The 17,076-nt window shown below is 72.0% G+C and carries 15 protein-coding genes; 9 read left to right on the top strand and 6 right to left on the bottom strand.

From position 1 onward, the window contains the following. Nucleotides 1–114 precede the first annotated feature (114 nt). The 4 genes from ABZ951_RS07910 (at nt 115) to ABZ951_RS07895 (ending at nt 5,630) form a co-directional block, all read left to right on the top strand. Nucleotides 115–1,347, top strand: a complete 1,233-nt coding sequence (locus ABZ951_RS07910; RefSeq protein ID WP_344089575.1) for an arginine deiminase — start codon at nt 115–117, stop codon at nt 1,345–1,347. 81 nt (nt 1,348–1,428) lie between these two features. Continuing rightward, a complete protein-coding gene (gene argF, locus ABZ951_RS07905; protein ID WP_344089576.1) occupies nt 1,429–2,430 on the top strand; it encodes an ornithine carbamoyltransferase in 1,002 nt (333 codons plus the stop codon). 130 nt (nt 2,431–2,560) lie between these two features. Then, nucleotides 2,561–3,388: an enoyl-CoA hydratase family protein gene (locus ABZ951_RS07900; RefSeq protein ID WP_344089577.1), complete on the top strand. Its 828-nt coding sequence runs from the start codon at nt 2,561–2,563 to the stop codon at nt 3,386–3,388. 1 nt (nt 3,389) lies between these two features. Next, nucleotides 3,390–5,630: a bifunctional salicylyl-CoA 5-hydroxylase/oxidoreductase gene (locus tag ABZ951_RS07895; protein WP_361279417.1), complete on the top strand. Its 2,241-nt coding sequence runs from the start codon at nt 3,390–3,392 to the stop codon at nt 5,628–5,630. 19 nt (nt 5,631–5,649) lie between these two features. On the opposite strand, the gene ABZ951_RS07890 is transcribed toward ABZ951_RS07895, so the two are convergent. Together ABZ951_RS07890 and ABZ951_RS07885 are read right to left on the bottom strand one after the other, a co-directional pair. Beyond that, nucleotides 5,650–6,489, bottom strand: coding sequence for a PaaX family transcriptional regulator C-terminal domain-containing protein (locus ABZ951_RS07890; RefSeq protein ID WP_344091034.1), 840 nt, complete (start codon nt 6,487–6,489; stop codon nt 5,650–5,652). Beyond that, nucleotides 6,482–8,122 (bottom strand): AMP-binding protein, encoded by a 1,641-nt coding sequence (locus ABZ951_RS07885; protein ID WP_344091032.1) that lies wholly within the window; start codon nt 8,120–8,122, stop codon nt 6,482–6,484. The genes ABZ951_RS07890 and ABZ951_RS07885 overlap by 8 nt, the downstream gene beginning before the upstream one ends. A 153-nt stretch (nt 8,123–8,275) precedes the next feature. Here ABZ951_RS07885 and ABZ951_RS07880 point away from each other — a divergent pair, with 153 nt between their 5' ends. Together ABZ951_RS07880 and ABZ951_RS07875 are read left to right on the top strand one after the other, a co-directional pair. Beyond that, nucleotides 8,276–9,400, top strand: a complete 1,125-nt coding sequence (locus ABZ951_RS07880) for an acyl-CoA dehydrogenase family protein (protein WP_361279412.1) — start codon at nt 8,276–8,278, stop codon at nt 9,398–9,400. Then, nucleotides 9,397–9,795 carry a RidA family protein gene (locus tag ABZ951_RS07875; protein ID WP_344091028.1) on the top strand — a complete coding sequence of 133 codons (399 nt, stop codon included), beginning with the start codon at nt 9,397–9,399 and terminating at the stop codon, nt 9,793–9,795. Before ABZ951_RS07880 ends, ABZ951_RS07875 begins: the two co-directional genes overlap by 4 nt. Nucleotides 9,796–9,799: 4 nt before the next feature. Here ABZ951_RS07875 and ABZ951_RS07870 read toward each other — a convergent pair whose 3' ends face one another. Further along, on the bottom strand, nt 9,800–9,964 hold the full coding sequence (locus tag ABZ951_RS07870) for an Rmf/CrpP fold protein (RefSeq protein WP_344091026.1): 165 nt from the start codon (nt 9,962–9,964) through the stop codon (nt 9,800–9,802). Between the two features lie 15 nt (nt 9,965–9,979). Further along, nucleotides 9,980–10,426, bottom strand: a complete 447-nt coding sequence (locus tag ABZ951_RS07865; RefSeq protein WP_344091024.1) for a protein-tyrosine phosphatase family protein — start codon at nt 10,424–10,426, stop codon at nt 9,980–9,982. 198 nt (nt 10,427–10,624) lie between these two features. Here ABZ951_RS07865 and ABZ951_RS07860 point away from each other — a divergent pair, with 198 nt between their 5' ends. Beyond that, the gene (locus ABZ951_RS07860) at nt 10,625–10,786 is read left to right on the top strand and encodes a hypothetical protein (protein ID WP_344091037.1); all 162 of its coding nucleotides are present in this window, start codon (nt 10,625–10,627) and stop codon (nt 10,784–10,786) included. Nucleotides 10,787–11,034: 248 nt separating this feature from the next. On the opposite strand, the gene ABZ951_RS07855 is transcribed toward ABZ951_RS07860, so the two are convergent. Both ABZ951_RS07855 and ABZ951_RS07850 read right to left on the bottom strand, forming a co-directional pair. Then, the gene (locus tag ABZ951_RS07855) at nt 11,035–12,564 is read right to left on the bottom strand and encodes a UDP-N-acetylglucosamine 1-carboxyvinyltransferase (protein WP_344091022.1); all 1,530 of its coding nucleotides are present in this window, start codon (nt 12,562–12,564) and stop codon (nt 11,035–11,037) included. Nucleotides 12,565–12,918: 354 nt separating this feature from the next. Continuing rightward, nucleotides 12,919–13,473: a Uma2 family endonuclease gene (locus ABZ951_RS07850; RefSeq protein WP_344091020.1), complete on the bottom strand. Its 555-nt coding sequence runs from the start codon at nt 13,471–13,473 to the stop codon at nt 12,919–12,921. Nucleotides 13,474–13,802: 329 nt separating this feature from the next. On the opposite strand from ABZ951_RS07850, the gene acnA reads away from it, so the two are divergent. Together acnA and ABZ951_RS07840 are read left to right on the top strand one after the other, a co-directional pair. Beyond that, a complete protein-coding gene (gene acnA, locus ABZ951_RS07845) occupies nt 13,803–16,517 on the top strand; it encodes an aconitate hydratase AcnA (protein ID WP_344091018.1) in 2,715 nt (904 codons plus the stop codon). Nucleotides 16,518–16,787: 270 nt separating this feature from the next. Continuing rightward, nucleotides 16,788–17,075 carry a hypothetical protein gene (locus ABZ951_RS07840; RefSeq protein WP_344091016.1) on the top strand — a complete coding sequence of 96 codons (288 nt, stop codon included), beginning with the start codon at nt 16,788–16,790 and terminating at the stop codon, nt 17,073–17,075. The last annotated feature ends 1 nt before the right edge of the window (nt 17,076 follow it).

Genomic DNA, 17,076 nt, shown 5'->3' with positions numbered 1-17,076 from the left:
CGGGCCGGCCCGGTGGCGCGAAACGCGCCACCGGGCCGGTGCCGCTGCGCCACGGCGGCGATCTCCGCGCCCGGGTACCGAGTGATCTCGGCCCCCACAGGTCAGGATGGGGGGATGGGATTCCATGTCGATTCCGAGGCCGGGCGGCTGCGCCGCGTCATACTGCACCGCCCCGGCCTGGAGCTGAAGAGGCTCACCCCGTCCAACAAGGACGCCCTGCTCTTCGACGACGTGCTCTGGGTGCGCCGCGCGCGGGCCGAGCACGACGGGTTCGCGGACGTGCTGCGCGAGCGGGGGGTCGAGGTGCACTTCTTCCAGGACCTGCTGGAGGAGAGCCTGGCGATTCCGGAGGCGCGCTCGCTCGTCCTGGACCGGGTCTTCGACGAGAAGGAGTACGGCCCGCTCGCCACCGGCCACCTGCGCGCCGCCTTCGATTCCATGGCCGCGCCGGAGCTCGGCACCTGGCTGGTCGGCGGGATGACGAAGCGGGAGTTCCTGGAGCGGTACGCGGAGCCGGTCTCCGTCCGCTTCCACGTCATGGAACCGGACGACTTCCTGATCAACCCGCTGCCCAACCACCTCTTCACCCGGGACACCTCCGCCTGGATCTACGACGGCGTGTGCGTCAACGCGATGCGCTGGCCGGCGCGTTGGCACGAGACCGTGCACTACGAGGCCGTCTACCGCTACCACCCCCTGTTCTCCCCGGGCGGCTTCCACGTCTGGTCCGAGGGGCAGGCCGCCTACCCGTCCACGATCGAGGGCGGGGACGTGCTCGTCATCGGCGAGGGCGCCGTGCTGATCGGGATGAGCGAGCGGACCACTCCGCAGGCGGTGGAGATGCTGGCCCACCGGCTCTTCGCCGCCGGTTCGGCCCGGACGATCGTGGCGCTGGACATGCCTAAGCGGCGGGCGTTCATGCACCTGGACACGGTCATGACGATGGTGGACGGCGACACGTTCACGCAGTACGCCGGCCTGGGGATGCTGCGCTCGTACACCATCGAGCCCGGGGTGAGCGAGCGCGAGCTGAAGGTCACCGACCATCCGCCCGAGCACATGCACCGCGCCGTCGCCGCGGCCCTGGGCCTCGACTCCGTCCGCGTCCTGACCGCGACGCAGGACGTGCACGCGGCGGAGCGGGAGCAGTGGGACGACGGCTGCAACGTCCTGGCCATCGAGCCGGGCGTGGTGGTGGCCTACGAGCGCAACGCCACGACCAACACTTTCCTGCGCAAGGCCGGCATCGAGGTCATCACCATCCCGGGCAGCGAGCTGGGGCGGGGCCGGGGCGGGCCGCGCTGCATGAGCTGTCCGATCGAGCGGGACGCCGTCGCGGACGGCTGAGAGCCGACCCTCCTGCATATCAATGCGGAGGATCGTATAGAATTCCGGTTTTCCCGCAGTCGTGAGCTAGGAGCCCACCCCATGGCGACAGACCTCAAAGGCCGCCACTTCCTCAAAGAGACGGACTTCACCGCCGAGGAGTTCCACAGTCTCGTCGAGCTCGCCGCCGAGCTCAAGGCCGCCAAGCGGACCGGCGTCGAGGTGCAGCGGCTCCGCGGCAGGAACATCGCCCTGGTCTTCGAGAAGACCTCGACCCGCACCCGCTGCGCCTTCGAGGTCGCCGCCGCCGACCAGGGCGCCCGGACGACCTACCTCGACCCCGTGGGCTCCCAGATCGGCCACAAGGAGTCGGTGAAGGACACCGCGCGCGTGCTCGGGCGGATGTTCGACGCGATCGAGTACCGGGGGCACGGCCAGGACGTCCTGGAGGAGCTGGCCGCGTTCGCCGGAGTGCCCGTCTTCAACGGCCTCACCGACGAATGGCACCCCACGCAGATGCTCGCCGACGTCCTCACGATGTCCGAGCACACCGCCAAGGCCCCCGAGCACGTCGCCTACGCCTACCTCGGCGACGCCCGCTACAACATGGGCAACTCCTACCTGATCACCGGCGCCCTGCTCGGCATGGACGTGCGCATCGTGGCCCCCGAGGAGCTGTGGCCGGCCCCCGAGATCGTCACCGAGGCCCGCCGCCTCGCCCAGGCCAGCGGTGCGCGGATCATGCTCACGGCCGACGTCGCCGAGGGGGTGCTCGGCGCGGATTTCCTCGCCACCGACGTGTGGGTGTCGATGGGCGAACCCAAGGAGGTGTGGGACGCGCGCATCGGACTGCTGGCCCCCTACGCCGTGACCATGGACGTGCTGCGGGCGACGGGCAACCCCGCGGTGAAGTTCCTGCACTGCCTGCCCGCCTTCCACGACCTCGGCACCACGGTCGGCCGGGAGCTCTTCGAGCGCCACGGCCTCACCTCCCTGGAGGTGACCGACGAGGTCTTCGAGTCGCAGCACTCCATCGTCTTCGACCAGGCCGAGAACCGGATGCACACGATCAAGGCCGTCCTGGTGGCGACGCTGGCCCGCTGAGGGACTCCGCCCTCGGGGCGGCGGCCGCACGGCCGCCGCCCTTATCGCGCACTCGTGACGACAGTCACACACCGGTGATAGCTTCACAGGGCAGGCAGACACCAGCCCCCGGCTGAAGGAGGCCGTGCCCATGAGCCCGTTCACCGGCTCCGCGCCCCGCACCGAGGAATGGCGGCACCTGCGCCTGGCCCTCGACTCCGGCATCGCCACCGTCACCCTGGCCCGCCCGGACCGGCTCAACGCCCTCACCTTCGGCGCCTACGCAGACCTCCGCGACCTGCTGCCCGAACTCGCCCGCGGCGGCGGGGTACGGGCCCTCGTGCTCGGCGGCGAAGGGCGCGGCTTCTGCTCGGGCGGCGACGTCGACGAGATCATCGGCGCCACCCTGGCCATGGACACCCGCCGGCTCCTCGACTTCAACCGGATGACCGGACAGGTCGTCCGGGCGTTACGCGAGTGCCCCTTCCCCGTGATCGCCGCCGTCCACGGCGTCGCCGCGGGCGCCGGCGCCGTCCTCGCGCTCGCCGCCGACTTCCGCGTCGCCGACCCCACCGCCCGCTTCGCCTTCCTCTTCACCAAGGTCGGCCTCTCCGGCGGCGACATGGGCGCCGCCTACCTCCTGCCCCGCGTCGTCGGCCTCGGCCACGCCACCCGGCTGCTGATGCTCGGCGACCCCGTCCGCGCCGACGAGGCCGAACGCCTGGGCCTGATCAGCCTGCTCGCCGCCGAGGGCGAGGCCGCTACCGCCGCCCGGGGCCTCGCCCGCCGCCTCGCCGCCGGCCCCGCCCTCGCCCAGGCCCAGACCAAGGCCCTGCTCACCGCCGAACTCGACATGCCCCTGGCCGCCGCCGTCGAACTCGACGCCGCCACCCAGGCCCTCCTGATGAACAGCGACGACTACGCCGAGTTCCACGCGGCCTTCACCCAGAAGCGGCCCCCCGCGTGGCAGGGCCGGTGAGATGCGGCGGGTCGCGGTCATCGGCGGCGGACCGGGCGGCCTCTACGCCGCCGCCCTGCTGAAACGTTACGCCCCCGAGCGCGAGGTCACCCTCTGGGAACGCAACGCCCCCGACGACACCTTCGGCTTCGGCGTCGTCCTCTCCGACGAGACCCTCGGCGGCATCGAGAGCGCCGACCCCGTCGTCCACAGCGCCCTGCGGCGCGAGTTCGTCCGCTGGGACGACATCGACGTCGTCCACCGCGGGACCGTGCTGCGCTCGGGGGGCCACGGCTTCGCCGCCCTCGGCCGCCGCCGGCTCCTCCAGCTCCTCCACGCCCGCTGCCGCGACCTCGGCGTCACCCTCCGCTTCCGCACCGAGGCGCCCCCCGCCGCCGACCTGGCCCGCACTCACGACCTGGTCGTCGCCGCGGACGGACTGCACAGCCGCACCCGCGACGCCCTCCGGGACCACTTCCGCCCCACCCTCACCACACACCGCTGCCGCTATATCTGGCTCGCCACCGACTTCGCCCTCGACGCCTTCCGCTTCGAGACAGCCGAGACCGAGCACGGCCCGATGCAGCTCCACGGCTACCCCTTCGCACCCGGCGCCAGCACTGTCATCGTCGAGATGCGCGAAGACGTGTGGCGCCGCGCCGGCCTCGACCGCCGGGACACGGAAGCCTCCCTGGCCCAGTGCGCCGCGTACTTCGCCGACTTCCTCGGCGGACGGCCGCTGCGCTCGAACCGCTCCGCCTGGACGGCCTTCCGCACCGTCGTCAACGCCCGCTGGTCCCACCGGAACACCGTCCTGCTCGGCGACGCCGCCCACACCGCCCACTTCTCCATCGGCTCCGGCACCAAGCTCGCCGTCGAGGACGCCCTCGCCCTCGCCGGCCACCTGCGGGACCGGCCCACCCTCCCCGAGGCCCTCGCCGCGTACGAGAGCGAGCGGCGCCCGAAGGTGGAGTCCACCCAGCGCGCCGCCCGCGCCAGCCTCGAATGGTTCGAGGACCTCGCCGTCCACGCCCGCCGGCCACCCCGCCGGTTCGCCTTCGACCTCCTCACCCGCAGCCGCCGCGTCACCCACCACAACCTCCGCCTGCGCGACCCCGCCTTCGTCGCCTCCGTCGAGGCCGAGGCCGGCGTACCCCCCGGCACACCCCCGATGTTCACCCCCTTCTCCCTGCGCGGCCTGACCCTGCGCAACCGGATCGTCGTCTCCCCGATGGACATGTACTCCGCCGTCGACGGCACCCCCGGCGACTTCCACCTCGTCCACCTCGGCGCCCGCGCCCTCGGCGGCCCCGGACTCGTCATGACCGAGATGATCTGCGTCAGCCCCCACGGCCGCATCACCCCCGGCTGCGCCGGGCTCTACCGGACGGAACACGAGAGCGCCTGGCGCCGGATCACCGACTTCGTCCACGGACAGGCCCCCGGCACGGCCATCGGCGCCCAGCTGGGGCACTCCGGCCGCAAGGGCTCCACCCGGCGCCAGTGGGAGGGCATCGACCAGCCGCTGCCCCGCGGCAACTGGCCCCTCGTCGCCGCCTCCCCCCTGCCCTACCGGCCCGGCGTCAACCAGACGCCCCGCGCCCTGACCACCGCCGGAATGACCACCGTGCGCCAGGAGTTCGTGCGCGCGGCCCGGGCAGCCGCCCGGGCCGGCTTCGACCTCCTCGAACTGCACTGCGCGCACGGCTACCTGCTCTCCGGCTTCCTCTCCCCGCTCACCAACCGGCGCGACGACGCCTACGGCGGCGACCTCACCGCCCGGCTGCGCTACCCCCTGGAGGTCTTCGACGCCGTACGGGCCGTCTGGCCCGCCGACCGGCCCATGACCGTCCGGATCTCCGCCACCGACTGGGCCGACGGCGGCACCACCGACGACGACGCCGTCGCGATCGCCCGCGCCTTCGCCGCCCACGGCGCCGACGCCCTCGACGTCTCCACCGGCCAGGTCGTCCCCGGCGAAGCGCCCGCGTACGGCCGCTCGTACCAGACGCCCTTCGCCGACCGCATCCGCAACGAGGCCCACGTGCCCGTCATCGCCGTCGGCGCCATCTCCTCCTGGGACGACGTCAATTCCCTGATCCTGGCCGGCCGCGCCGACCTGTGCGCCCTGGCGCGGCCCCACCTCTACGACCCCCACTGGACGCTGCACGCGGCGGCCGAGCAGGGGTACGCCGGGCCGGGCGCGCCCTGGCCGGCCCCGTACCGGGCGGGCAGCCGCCGGCCGCCGACCGGGCGGGGCTGACCCGCCCGGCGGCCGCGGCTCAGCGCAGCGCCGAGGCCACGAACCGCGCCCCGCCGTCCCGCAGCCGGGTGTGCAGGGCCATGAACACCCGCGCCGCCCGGCCGCCCGGCCAGTCCGCGGGCAGCAGCGACGCCGGCAGCCCGGGGTCGGCGTAGGGCAGCCGCCGCCAGGAGTCCAGCGCGAGGAGGTAGTCCCGGTAGGCGTCCTCGGGCGGCACGGCGCGCCGCCGCGTCCAGCGCTGCAGGACGGGCTCGTGGGCCGCCAGGAAGGCCCGGTGCTGGCGGGCCAGGGCCGCCAGGTCCCACCACCGGCTCACCGCCTCGGCAGTCGGCTCGAAACCGAGGTGGCACCCCCGGAACAGGTCGACGTAGGAGGCCAGGTCGAGGCGCTCCAGGGTGTGCCGGGTCTCCTCGTGCACATGGGCCGGGGCGATCCACACCCCCGGTGCCGCCGTGCCGAACCCCAGCCGGGAGAGCCGGGAGCGCAGCAGGTGCCGCTTGTGCCGCTCCTCCTCGGGCACCGAGAAGACCGCCAGCAGCCAGCCGCCGGCCGACCGCCCGGCCGTGCGGCCGTAGATCCGCCGGTCGCCGTCGTCCAGCAACTGCCGGGCGGCTTCGGAGAGTCCGTACCCCGCCGCGCCGTCCTGGGTGCGGTCGGCGACGAGCAGCCCGCGCCGTTTGAGCCGGGAGACGGCCGACCGCACCGACGGCGAGTCCACGCCGACGGCGCCCAGCAACCGGATCAGGGCGGCGATCGGTACCGGCCGGCCGGCCGGGTGGTCGGCTCTCCCGCGCCCGTACGCGCCGTAGAACGTGACGATGAGGGACCGAGGAGTATGAAGTGGTTGCTGGTCAGTCACGGGGAAACTGTAAAGCTCCGTGACGTAGCCGGAATCGCTGCAGCTTGCCGGTGGGCGTGCGCGGCAGGGCCTGCGGGAACTCGATCTCGCGAGGGCACTTGTACGGGGCGATCTCCGTTGTGATGAACTCCCGCAGCGCCGCGGCGGTCTCCCGAGTGCGCGGCACGCCCGCCCGCAGCACCACGTGCGCGACGACGACCGCGCCCCGCCGCTCGTCCGGACGCCCCACCACGGCCGCCTCCAGCACGTCGGGGTGGCGCAGCAGGGCCTCCTCGACCTCGGGGCCGGCGATGTTGTACCCGGCCGAGACGATCATGTCGTCCGCGCGGGCCACGAACCGGAAGTAGCCGTCGGACTCGCGGACATAGGTGTCGCCGGTGAGGTTCCAGCCGTCCCGCACGTACGCGCGCTGCCGCTCGTCGGCGAGGTAGCGGCACCCGGTGGGGCCGCGCACGGCCAGCAGCCCGGCCTCGCCGTCCGGCACCGGCCGCCCGTCCTCGCCCACGACCCGCGCCTCGTAACCGGGCACGGGCAGACCGGTGGTGCCCGGCCGGATCGCGTCGTCGGCGGCGGAGATGAAGATGTGCAGCATCTCGGTGGCGCCTATGCCGTTGATGACCCGCAGCCCCGTGGCCCGCCGCCACTGGTGCCACAGGGCGGCGGGCAGGTGCTCCCCGGCGGAGACGCACCGGCGCAGGGACGAGAGGTCGAACGGGCCGAGCCGGGGAAGCATCGAGCGGTAGGCGGTGGGCGCGGTGAACAGCACGGAGACGCGGTGCCGTTCGATGTCGGCGAGCAGCCGGCCGGGGCCGCCCCAGTCCGTCAGCAGCGTCGAGGCGCCCGCGCGGAACGGGAAGATCACCAGTCCGCCGAGCCCGAAGGTGAAGCCGAGCGGCGGACTGCCGGCGAAGACGTCGTCGGGGCGCGGGCGCAGCACCCGCTCCGAGAAGGTGTCGGCCACGGCGAGCACGTCCCGGTGGAAGTGCGCGCAGCCCTTGGGCCGTCCGGTGGTGCCGGAGGTGAAGGCGATCAGCGCGACGTCGTCGGCGGAGGTCTCCACGGGTGCGTACGATGAGGGTTTGTCCGCGCTGAGCCGCAGCAGGTCGTCCGGGGCGTCTCCACCGTAGACGGTGATCCGCAACGGACCGGCCGGTGTCCTCGCGAGGTCGTCGAGCGCCCGGGCGTCGCACAAGGCGTGCCGGACGCGGGCGAGTGCGCAGATCTGCGCGAGCTCGTGCGGCCGCTGGGCGGCCAGGACGGTCACGGCCACCGCCCCCGCCTTCATCACGGCCAGCCAACAGGCCGCCAGCCACGGGCTGGTGGGCCCGCGCAGCAGCACGCGGTTGCCGGGGACCACGCCCAGATCGCCGGTGAGCGTGTGCGCGATCCGGTCGACCCGGCCCTTCAGCTCGCCGTACGACCACACGCCGCCCTCGGCGTCCCGCACGGCCGGCCGGTCCGCTCCCCGCCGCCGCACGGTCCGGTCCAGCAGCTCCGCACCGCAGTTGAGCCGGTCGGGGTAGCGCAGCGCGGACGGCCCCGCCAGGTCGAAGCGCAGGCCCGGCCAGAGCCCGGCGGGCGGGAGGTGGTCGCGCGGGAAGGTGTCGACGTGGGCCGACGGCTTGAGCTCCATCGCGGATGCGCCCCCTCATGCCGGTCGTGCCGGTCGTGCCGGGAAAACGGGGGTGGGCTGGGGTCTTGCCAGCGATACGGATCCACTGTCAGCGTAGCGAGTCGGTGACGGCAGTCAACTGAGCGCGATAGGTGATCCAGAGGGAGGACGCCGGTGACCACCCCGTTCGCACTCGATGGGGCCCAGCACGCCTGGTGCACCGAACTGCGCACCCTCACCGCCCGGCACTTGCGCCCCCTCGCCGCCAGGGGCGAACCCGGCCGCCTCAACCGCCCCCTGGTCCGCGTCCTCGGCGAACTGGGCCTGCTCTCCGTCCTGCTCCCCGCCACCGGCACCGTCCGGGCCATGGACCTGTGCCTCCTGCGGGAGTCCCTCGCCAGGGAGTGCACGGACGCCGAGACGGCCCTCGCCCTCCAGGGCCTGGGCGCCTGGCCGGTCGCCCGGTACGGCACCCCCGAGCAGCGCTCCCGATGGCTCCCCGAGGTCGTCGCCGGGCGGGCGGTGACCGCGTTCGCGCTCACCGAGCCGGGCGCCGGCTCCGACGCGGCCGCACTGGCCCTGCGCGCCGAGCCCGACGCCCACGGCTGGCGGCTGACCGGCGAGAAGTGCTGGATCTCCAACGCCCCCGAAGCGGACCTCTGCACGGTCTTCGCCCGCACGGGCCCGGCACCCGGCGCCCGGGGCGTCACCGCCTTCCTCGTCCCCGGCGACCGCCCGGGCCTCGGCGGCAGCCGGCTCGACATGCTCGGCCCGCACCCCGTCGGCACCCTCACCTTCGACGCCGTCCCCGTCGGCCCCGGCGACGTCGTCGGCGAGGTGGGCGGCGGCTTCGGCGTGGCCATGCGCACCCTCGACCTCTTCCGGCCGAGCGTCGGCGCCTTCGCCGTCGGCATGGCGCGGGCGGCCCTGGCCGCGGCCGTGGCCCACGCGGGCGAACGCCGGGCGTTCGGCGGCCCGTTGAAGGACCTCCAGGCCGTCTCCCACCAGCTCGCCGAGATGGTCACCCGCACCGAGGCCGCGGCCCTCCTGGTGTACGCGGCGGCCGCCGCGTACGACGCGGGAGAACCCGGCACCGCGGGCCGCTCGGCGATGGCCAAGCTCTTCGCCACCGAGACGGCCCAGTTCGTCGTGGACGCCGCCGTGCAGATCCACGGCGCCTGCGCCCTCCGCCACGGCCACCTGCTGGAACACCTCTACCGGGAAGTCCGCGCCCCCCGGATCTACGAGGGCGCCACCGAGGTGCAGCGCACGGTCATCGCGAGGGAGCTGTACCGGTGAGCCCGGAGCGGGTCAACCCCGCCGCACTCGCGCCCCCCAGGGGCTTCAGCCACGCGGTCACCACCACCGGCACCCGACTGGTTTTCCTCGCCGGCCAGACCGCCCTGGACGCCGACGGGCGGCTGGTGCCGGGCGGCATCTCCGACCAGTTCGAGCGCGCCCTCGCCAACCTCCTCACCGCCCTCGGCGCCACCGGCGGCGCACCGCACCACCTGACCCGCGTCACGGTCTACACCACGGACGTCGCGGCGTACCGCGAGCACGCCCGTGCGCTGGGGGCGGTCTGGCGCCGCCTGGCGGGCCGCGACTACCCGGCCATGGCGGTCATCGGTGCGACGCGCCTGTGGGACGAGGAGGCCCTGGTGGAACTGGACGGCATCGCGGTGCTGCCGTGAGGGCTCACTCCCCGGCGGCACGCCGGTCCCGGGCGGCGGCGAACCCCCGCAACCAGGCGGCCCGCCGCGGATCCCCGGCGGGATAGGGGCAGTCGGCCACCCCTTCCCCCAACTCGAAGGCGAGCCGCCCTTCTTTGAGGGCGACGACCAGATCGGCGCGGTGGGACATGGGGGTGCCTCTCTTTCAGCCTGCTGCGGACGGCCCCGGGAAACGGGCGACGTAGCGGCGCTGCCAGGGCGTCTCGACGGCGCGCCGGTCGTAGTGCTCGCGGACGAAGCCGACGGCCTCGCCGCGCGGCACCCCGTCCAGCACGGCGAGGCAGGCCAGCGCCGTCCCGGTACGCCCGCGGCCACCGCCGCACGCGACCTCGACCCGTTCGGCCCCGGCACGCTCCCATGCCTCACGCAGCGCCTCGACGGCCGCCGCCCGGTCGGCCGGCAAGCGGAAGTCGGGCCAGCGCAGCCACCGCGCCTCCCAGGAAACGCCAGGCGGCTCCTTGCCCAGCAGGTACAGGCCGAAGGCAGGCACCTCCCCGCCCGGCAGAGCCCGCCGCAGCCCCCGCCCGCGCACGAGCCGCCCGGACGGCAGCCGCAGCACACCGGCGGCGGTGGGTTCCCACAGAGCGCTCATGGGACGAGCGTAATAGCGGCCGGGGACGACGGCCGACCGGTGGAGCGGGCCTCGCCGCGGAACACCTGCCGGGTGTGCCAGGCGATGTGCCGCTCCGCCACCGGGGGGCTGCCGGCCTGAGGTCCCAGCAGAGGCCGTCCGCCGGGCATTCCGTCGAAGCCGCAGAACGCGCACGGACGGCACCGCAAGCCCACGCTGATGAACCAAGCGGGGAAGCTCGGCGGAAAGGTCTTCGGCTTCCCCGCGGGTGTGCTCGCCACCGGACTGGACTCCTCCTACACGCCCGCCCAGCACGCTTCCGAGCGGCCCGATGCGAAGATCATGGCTCCGAGGGACCCCGGGCGAGTGCACGGGAAATGAGACGCGGCGAGATGCGGCAGGGAAACACGTCGCGGCAGGGAAACACGTCAGGGCGCGGCCGGGTGCCGGTCGCGTAGGTGCTGTTCGGTAACCACCGGACGCTCTTCCTGGGCATTCCGGCGACGCTCGCCGGGGTCGTCGGCACCGTCGGCGGCGTCTCGGACGGCGCCGGGGGGCTCGACATTCGCTGAGCCGGCGCCCCGGGCGGCGCCCCGCCGGACGGCCCGGAGGCCGCCCGGCCGGCGGGCTCAGATGTCCCGGAAGATCTCGATCTGCGCGCCGATCGAGTTGAGGCGTTCCGCCAGGTCCTCGTAACCCCGGTTGATGACATACACGTTGCGCAGGACCGACGTGCCCTCCGCCGCCATCATCGCCAGGAGGACGACCACCGCGGGGCGCAGCGCCGGCGGGCACATCATCTCCGCCGAGCGCCAGCGGGTCGGGCCCTCCACCAGGACGCGGTGGGGGTCGAGGAGCTTGACGTCCGCGCCGAGGCGGTTGAGGTCGGTCAGGTAGATGGCGCGGTTGTCGTAGACCCAGTCGTGGATCAGGGTCTGGCCCTGCGCGGCTGCCGCGATGGCCGCGAAGAAGGGCACGTTGTCGATGTTGAGACCGGGGAACGGCATCGGGTGGATCTTGTCGATCGGCGCGCGCAGCTTGGAGGGGCGCACGGTCAGATCCAGCAGCCGGGTACGGCCGTTGTCCGCCGGGTACTCGGGGCTGCGCTCGTGGTCGAGGCCCATCTCCTCCAGGACGGCGAGCTCGATCTCCAGGAACTCCACCGGCACCCGGCGGATCGTCAGCTCCGACTCCGTGACCACCGCGGCGGCGAGCAGGCTCATGGCCTCCACCGGGTCCTCGGACGGCGCGTAGTCGACGTCGCGGTCGATGGTGGCGACGCCGTGGACGGTCAGGGTCGTGGTACCGATGCCCTCGACCCGCACGCCGAGCTCCTCCAGGAAGAAGCAGAGGTCCTGGACCATGTAATTGGAGCTGGCGTTGCGGATGACCGTCACGCCGTTGTGGCGGGCGGCCGCCAGGAGGGCGTTCTCGGTGACGGTGTCACCGCGCTCGGTCAGCACGATCGCCCGGGTGGGTGCGACCGAACGGTCGACCTGCGCGTGGTACGTGCCGTCGGTCGCCGTGACTTCCAGGCCGAAGTGGCGCAGGGCGGTCATGTGCGGCTGGACGGTGCGGGTGCCGAGGTCGCAGCCGCCGGCGTAGGGGATCTTGAAGTGGTCCATGCGGTGCAGCAGGGGACCGAGGAACATGATCACGCTACGGGTGCGGCGGGCGGCCTCGGTGTTCATCGAGGCCAGGTCCAGCTCGGCCGGCGGCACGATCTCCAGGTCGTTGCCGTCGTTGATCCAGCGCGCCTTGACGCCGATGCTGCCGAGGACCTCCAGGATCCGGTAGACCTCTTCGATGCGCGCGACGCGGCGCAGGGTCGTCCGGCCGGCGTTGAGCAGGGTGGCGCAGAGCAGGGCCACACAGGCGTTCTTGCTGGTCTTGACATCGATGGAACCGGAGAGACGGCGTCCGCCGACCACCCTCAGATGCATGGGCCCCGCGTAACCGAGCGAGACGATCTCGCTGTCCAGCGCCTCGCCGATACGGGCGATCATATCAAGGCTGATGTTCTGATTTCCCCGCTCGATGCGGTTGACGGCGCTCTGGCTGGTGCCGAGTGCGTCCGCGAGCTGCGACTGGGTCCAGCCACGGTGCTGCCTGGCGTCGCGGATGAGCTTGCCGATACGGGCGAGGTAGGCGTCTGTCATGAGTCAGACGGTATCTCAGATATGAGATCCTCTCCCCATAGGGGTGGGGTTCTCGTGTGCGGTGCGGAAGGGGGAGCGGTCCGGTCCCGGCAGGAGGAAGCCGCCGGTGCGCTGCCCGGTGCGCCGGGGCCACCGGGCCGCCGGGCGTCCCACGCGGCCTGGCCTGCTGTGTTGCCTTCCTGACGCTATTCATTCCCCTGCGAGACGGACCTATCGCCTGCACGCCGCGCACCTCTCCGGTTTCGGATGCGTCGGCGCCCCCGCGAGCCGGAGCGTGCTTCCGCGCGTGGCGGGGGTCTCTTCCCCGGCACGGCCGCGGGCGGTGGGACGGGCGATCCGGGGCGGTGGCCGTGCTCAGAGCTCCGAGGTGTCCAGCTCCAGGCCGAAGGGTTCGGGGAGCCGTACAGGCGTACCGAAGGGGTGAGGCCCGTTCACCTGCGTGTAGCCGAGCCTGCCGGGGTGCGAGTAGAGGGTGCAGGTTTCTTCTTGTCGGTCGACCAGGAGGTAAAGGGGGGCGCCGTACTCGGCGTAGCGGCGGCGCTTCGTGATGCGGTCGGTGTCACCGTTGGACTCCGGCGTGACTTCGATGATGAGCAGTGTCTGGTCGGGGAGCAGGGCCAAGGCGTCCTTCGCCAGGGCTTTGGGGACAACCGCCACATCGGGGATGTACCAGTTGCTGCTGCCGGGGAGATCCAGATTGCCTGAACCTGAGACGCAGCCCAGTTCCGCGACCCTCGGAGCGATCTGGTTGCGGATCTGATCGGCCGCGGTTTCGTGGCCCCAGCTCGGGCGCATCGATTCGATGCGCCCCTCCACGATGTGCACCCGGTCCCCCCGGTGGTGCTGGATCGCGTACTTCAGCGCGGTTTCGGGGTCGTCGACCGCGTAGACATGGGGGTGCGTGTTCATCGGTCCTCCCGCAGGCCTCGTGACTGCGGCATGACTATCGCAATCAACGCCCACTCGGGACCTGCTCACACACCATTCACTCGAACAGGGGAACGATCTCTGATGTTCGCGAGATCACTGCCCGGGGCAGCCACGCACGGCCTATCAGGGCATGACCGCGCCACAGCGATGTACTAGAGTTATCTCGACATCGAGATATCTGCCGAGAGGCGTACCGCTGCCGCGCCAGTAAGGCATACCTAACTTAGGTTCACCTTAACGGATCGGCGTGGAGCTGTGACGGCAGGATGGCCGTGGTACGCGCGAATTCATGCATGAAGGAGACTGTCGTGTCGGCGAACAGCTTCGACGCCCGCAGCACGCTGCAGGTGGGCGACGAGTCGTACGAGATCTTCAAGCTGGACAAGGTCGAGGGCTCCGCCCGTCTGCCCTACAGCCTGAAGGTCCTGCTGGAGAACCTGCTCCGCACGGAGGACGGCGCGAACATCACCGCCGACCACATCCGGGCGCTGGGCAACTGGGACTCGCAGGCCCAGCCCAGCCAGGAGATCCAGTTCACGCCGGCCCGCGTGATCATGCAGGACTTCACCGGTGTGCCCTGTGTCGTCGACCTCGCCACCATGCGTGAGGCCGTCAAGGAGCTCGGCGGCGACCCGGCGAAGGTCAACCCGCTCTCCCCGGCCGAGCTGGTCATCGACCACTCGGTCATCGCCGACAAGTTCGGCACGAAGGACGCCTTCGGCCAGAACGTCGAGCTGGAGTACGGCCGCAACAAGGAGCGCTACCAGTTCCTGCGCTGGGGCCAGACCGCGTTCGACGACTTCAAGGTCGTCCCCCCGGGCACCGGCATCGTCCACCAGGTGAACATCGAGCACCTGGCCCGTACCGTCATGGTCCGCAACGGTCAGGCGTACCCCGACACCCTCGTCGGCACCGACTCGCACACCACCATGGTCAACGGCCTCGGCGTGCTGGGCTGGGGCGTCGGCGGCATCGAGGCCGAGGCCGCGATGCTGGGCCAGCCGGTCTCCATGCTCATCCCGCGCGTCGTCGGCTTCAAGCTGACCGGTGAGCTGCCCGCCGGCACCACCGCCACCGACCTCGTGCTCACGATCACCGAGATGCTGCGCAAGCACGGCGTCGTCGGCAAGTTCGTCGAGTTCTACGGCGAGGGTGTGGCGGCGACGAGCCTCGCCAACCGCGCCACCATCGGCAACATGTCGCCGGAGTTCGGCTCCACCGCCGCGATGTTCCCGATCGACGGCGAGACGCTGAAGTACCTCAAGCTCACCGGCCGCTCCGAGCAGCAGGTCGCGCTGGTCGAGGCGTACGCCAAGGAGCAGGGCCTCTGGCTGGACCCGGCCGCCGAGCCGGACTTCTCCGAGAAGCTGGAGCTGGACCTCTCCACCGTCGTCCCCTCCATCGCCGGCCCGAAGCGCCCGCAGGACCGCATCGTCCTGGCGAACGCCGCCGCGCAGTTCGCGCAGGACGTCCGCAACTACGTCGACACCGTCGACGAGGCGGGCAAGGAGTCCTTCCCGGCCTCCGACGCCCCGGCCGTCTCCGCGGGCGCCCCGTCGAAGCCGGTCACCGTGACCGCCCCCGACGGCTCGACCTACGAGATCGACCACGGCGCCGTCACCGTCGCCGCGATCACCTCCTGCACCAACACCTCGAACCCCTACGTCATGGTCGCCGCGGCGCTCGTGGCCAAGAAGGCGGTCGAGAAGGGCCTGACCCGCAAGCCGTGGGTCAAGACCACCCTCGCCCCGGGCTCCAAGGTCGTCACCGACTACTTCGACAAGGCGGGCCTGACCCCCTACCTCGACAAGGTCGGCTTCAACCTCGTCGGCTACGGCTGCACCACGTGCATCGGCAACTCCGGCCCGCTGCCGGAGGAGGTCTCCAAGGCCGTCAACGAGCACGACCTGGCCGTCACCTCGGTGCTCTCCGGCAACCGCAACTTCGAGGGCCGGATCAACCCCGACGTCAAGATGAACTACCTGGCCTCCCCGCCGCTGGTCGTCGCGTACGCCCTCGCGGGTTCCATGAAGGTGGACATCACCAAGGACGCCCTGGGCACGGACCAGGACGGCAACCCGGTCTTCCTCAAGGACATCTGGCCGTCCGAGGCCGAGGTCAACGACGTCGTGGCCAACGCCATCGGCGAGGACATGTTCAACAAGTCCTACCAGGACGTCTTCGCGGGCGACGCCCAGTGGCAGGCGCTGCCGATCCCGACCGGCAACACCTTCGAGTGGGACACCGAGTCCACCTACGTCCGCAAGCCCCCTTACTTCGAGGGCATGACGATGGAGACCACCCCGGTCTCCGACATCGCCGGCGCCCGCGTCCTGGCGAAGCTGGGCGACTCGGTCACCACCGACCACATCTCCCCGGCCGGCGCCATCAAGGCCGACACCCCGGCCGGCAAGTACCTCACCGAGCACGGTGTCGAGCGCCGCGACTTCAACAGCTACGGCTCCCGCCGCGGCAACCACGAGGTCATGATCCGCGGTACGTTCGCCAACATCCGCCTGCGCAACCAGATCGCGCCGGGCACCGAGGGCGGCTTCACTCGCGACTTCACCCAGGCCGACGCGCCGGTGTCGTTCATCTACGACGCCTCGCGCAACTACATCGACCAGGGCATCCCGCTGGTCGTCCTGGCCGGCAAGGAGTACGGCTCCGGCTCGTCCCGCGACTGGGCCGCCAAGGGCACCGCGCTCCTCGGCGTCAAGGCCGTCATCGCCGAGTCCTACGAGCGCATCCACCGCTCCAACCTCATCGGCATGGGCGTCCTGCCGCTCCAGTTCCCCGAGGGCGCCTCGGCGGAGACCCTGGGCCTGACCGGCGAGGAGACCTTCACCTTCACCGGTGTCACCGAGCTGAACAACGGCACCACGCCGCGCACGGTCAAGGTCACCACCGACACCGGTGTCGAGTTCGACGCGGTCGTCCGCATCGACACCCCCGGCGAGGCGGACTACTACCGCAACGGCGGCATCATGCAGTACGTGCTGCGCTCCCTGATCCGCAACTAAGCGGTATCGGTTCAGCGTTCACAGGGCCGCACCCCCTTCGCGGGGGTGCGGCCCTTCCGCGTTCCCGCCCGACCATCGAGCCGCGGAGGCGGTCGGCCACTGAAGCTGACGCCCCGTCGGATACAGGCTGATTTCGGCCGTGCGTTCCCCTTTGCACCCTCCGGGGTGTTCCTCCAACTCGACCGGGTGATAAGGGGGTTGGAGGGGTGTTGGGGTCTCCTGTCCTGGTTAGGCTCCGGCCCGGGACGATGGGGAAGGGGTTAAGCAACGATGGGATCCGCCGTGACCTTCGGGGAGCTCGGCCGGCTTACCGGTGAGGAGCTACCCCGGCGGATCGCGCTTTCGAGCGTGCTGCCGTCGGCGGGCACCGGTCAGACCGGCACGGAAGCGCCCGTGTACCAGACGCGGGTGGAGACGGACCACGGCACGACGGTCGCCTACGCCTGCCAGTTCCGGCAGAACGCGGGCAGCCCTCCCTTGCTTGTCGCGCTGGGCTTGGCTTCCAGCGACCCCGGTTACAGCACCACGTGTATTCCTGCGGCCATCACCAGCCGCTGAC

The organism is Streptomyces sp. NPDC046215 (assembly GCF_040646215.1).
In the GTDB taxonomy this organism is placed as follows: Bacteria; Actinomycetota; Actinomycetes; order Streptomycetales; family Streptomycetaceae; genus Streptomyces; species Streptomyces stramineus.
The sequence above is the reverse complement of the archived record's forward strand: the minus strand, read 5'-3'. Positions and strand labels throughout refer to the sequence as shown.

What these genes read in the sequence shown, in the direction of transcription:
- ABZ951_RS07910 (WP_344089575.1), top strand. Translation starts at nt 115, where the DNA reads ATGGGATTCCATGTCGATTCCGAGGCCGGGCGGCTGCGCCGCGTCATA.
- argF (WP_344089576.1), top strand. Translation starts at nt 1,429, where the DNA reads ATGGCGACAGACCTCAAAGGCCGCCACTTCCTCAAAGAGACGGACTTC.
- ABZ951_RS07900 (WP_344089577.1), top strand. Translation starts at nt 2,561, where the DNA reads ATGAGCCCGTTCACCGGCTCCGCGCCCCGCACCGAGGAATGGCGGCAC.
- ABZ951_RS07895 (WP_361279417.1), top strand. Translation starts at nt 3,390, where the DNA reads ATGCGGCGGGTCGCGGTCATCGGCGGCGGACCGGGCGGCCTCTACGCC.
- ABZ951_RS07885 (WP_344091032.1), bottom strand. Translation starts at nt 8,122, where the DNA reads ATGGAGCTCAAGCCGTCGGCCCACGTCGACACCTTCCCGCGCGACCAC.
- ABZ951_RS07870 (WP_344091026.1), bottom strand. Translation starts at nt 9,964, where the DNA reads ATGTCCCACCGCGCCGATCTGGTCGTCGCCCTCAAAGAAGGGCGGCTC.
- ABZ951_RS07865 (WP_344091024.1), bottom strand. Translation starts at nt 10,426, where the DNA reads ATGAGCGCTCTGTGGGAACCCACCGCCGCCGGTGTGCTGCGGCTGCCG.
- ABZ951_RS07860 (WP_344091037.1), top strand. Translation starts at nt 10,625, where the DNA reads ATGAACCAAGCGGGGAAGCTCGGCGGAAAGGTCTTCGGCTTCCCCGCG.
- ABZ951_RS07855 (WP_344091022.1), bottom strand. Translation starts at nt 12,564, where the DNA reads ATGACAGACGCCTACCTCGCCCGTATCGGCAAGCTCATCCGCGACGCC.
- ABZ951_RS07850 (WP_344091020.1), bottom strand. Translation starts at nt 13,473, where the DNA reads ATGAACACGCACCCCCATGTCTACGCGGTCGACGACCCCGAAACCGCG.
- ABZ951_RS07840 (WP_344091016.1), top strand. Translation starts at nt 16,788, where the DNA reads ATGGGATCCGCCGTGACCTTCGGGGAGCTCGGCCGGCTTACCGGTGAG.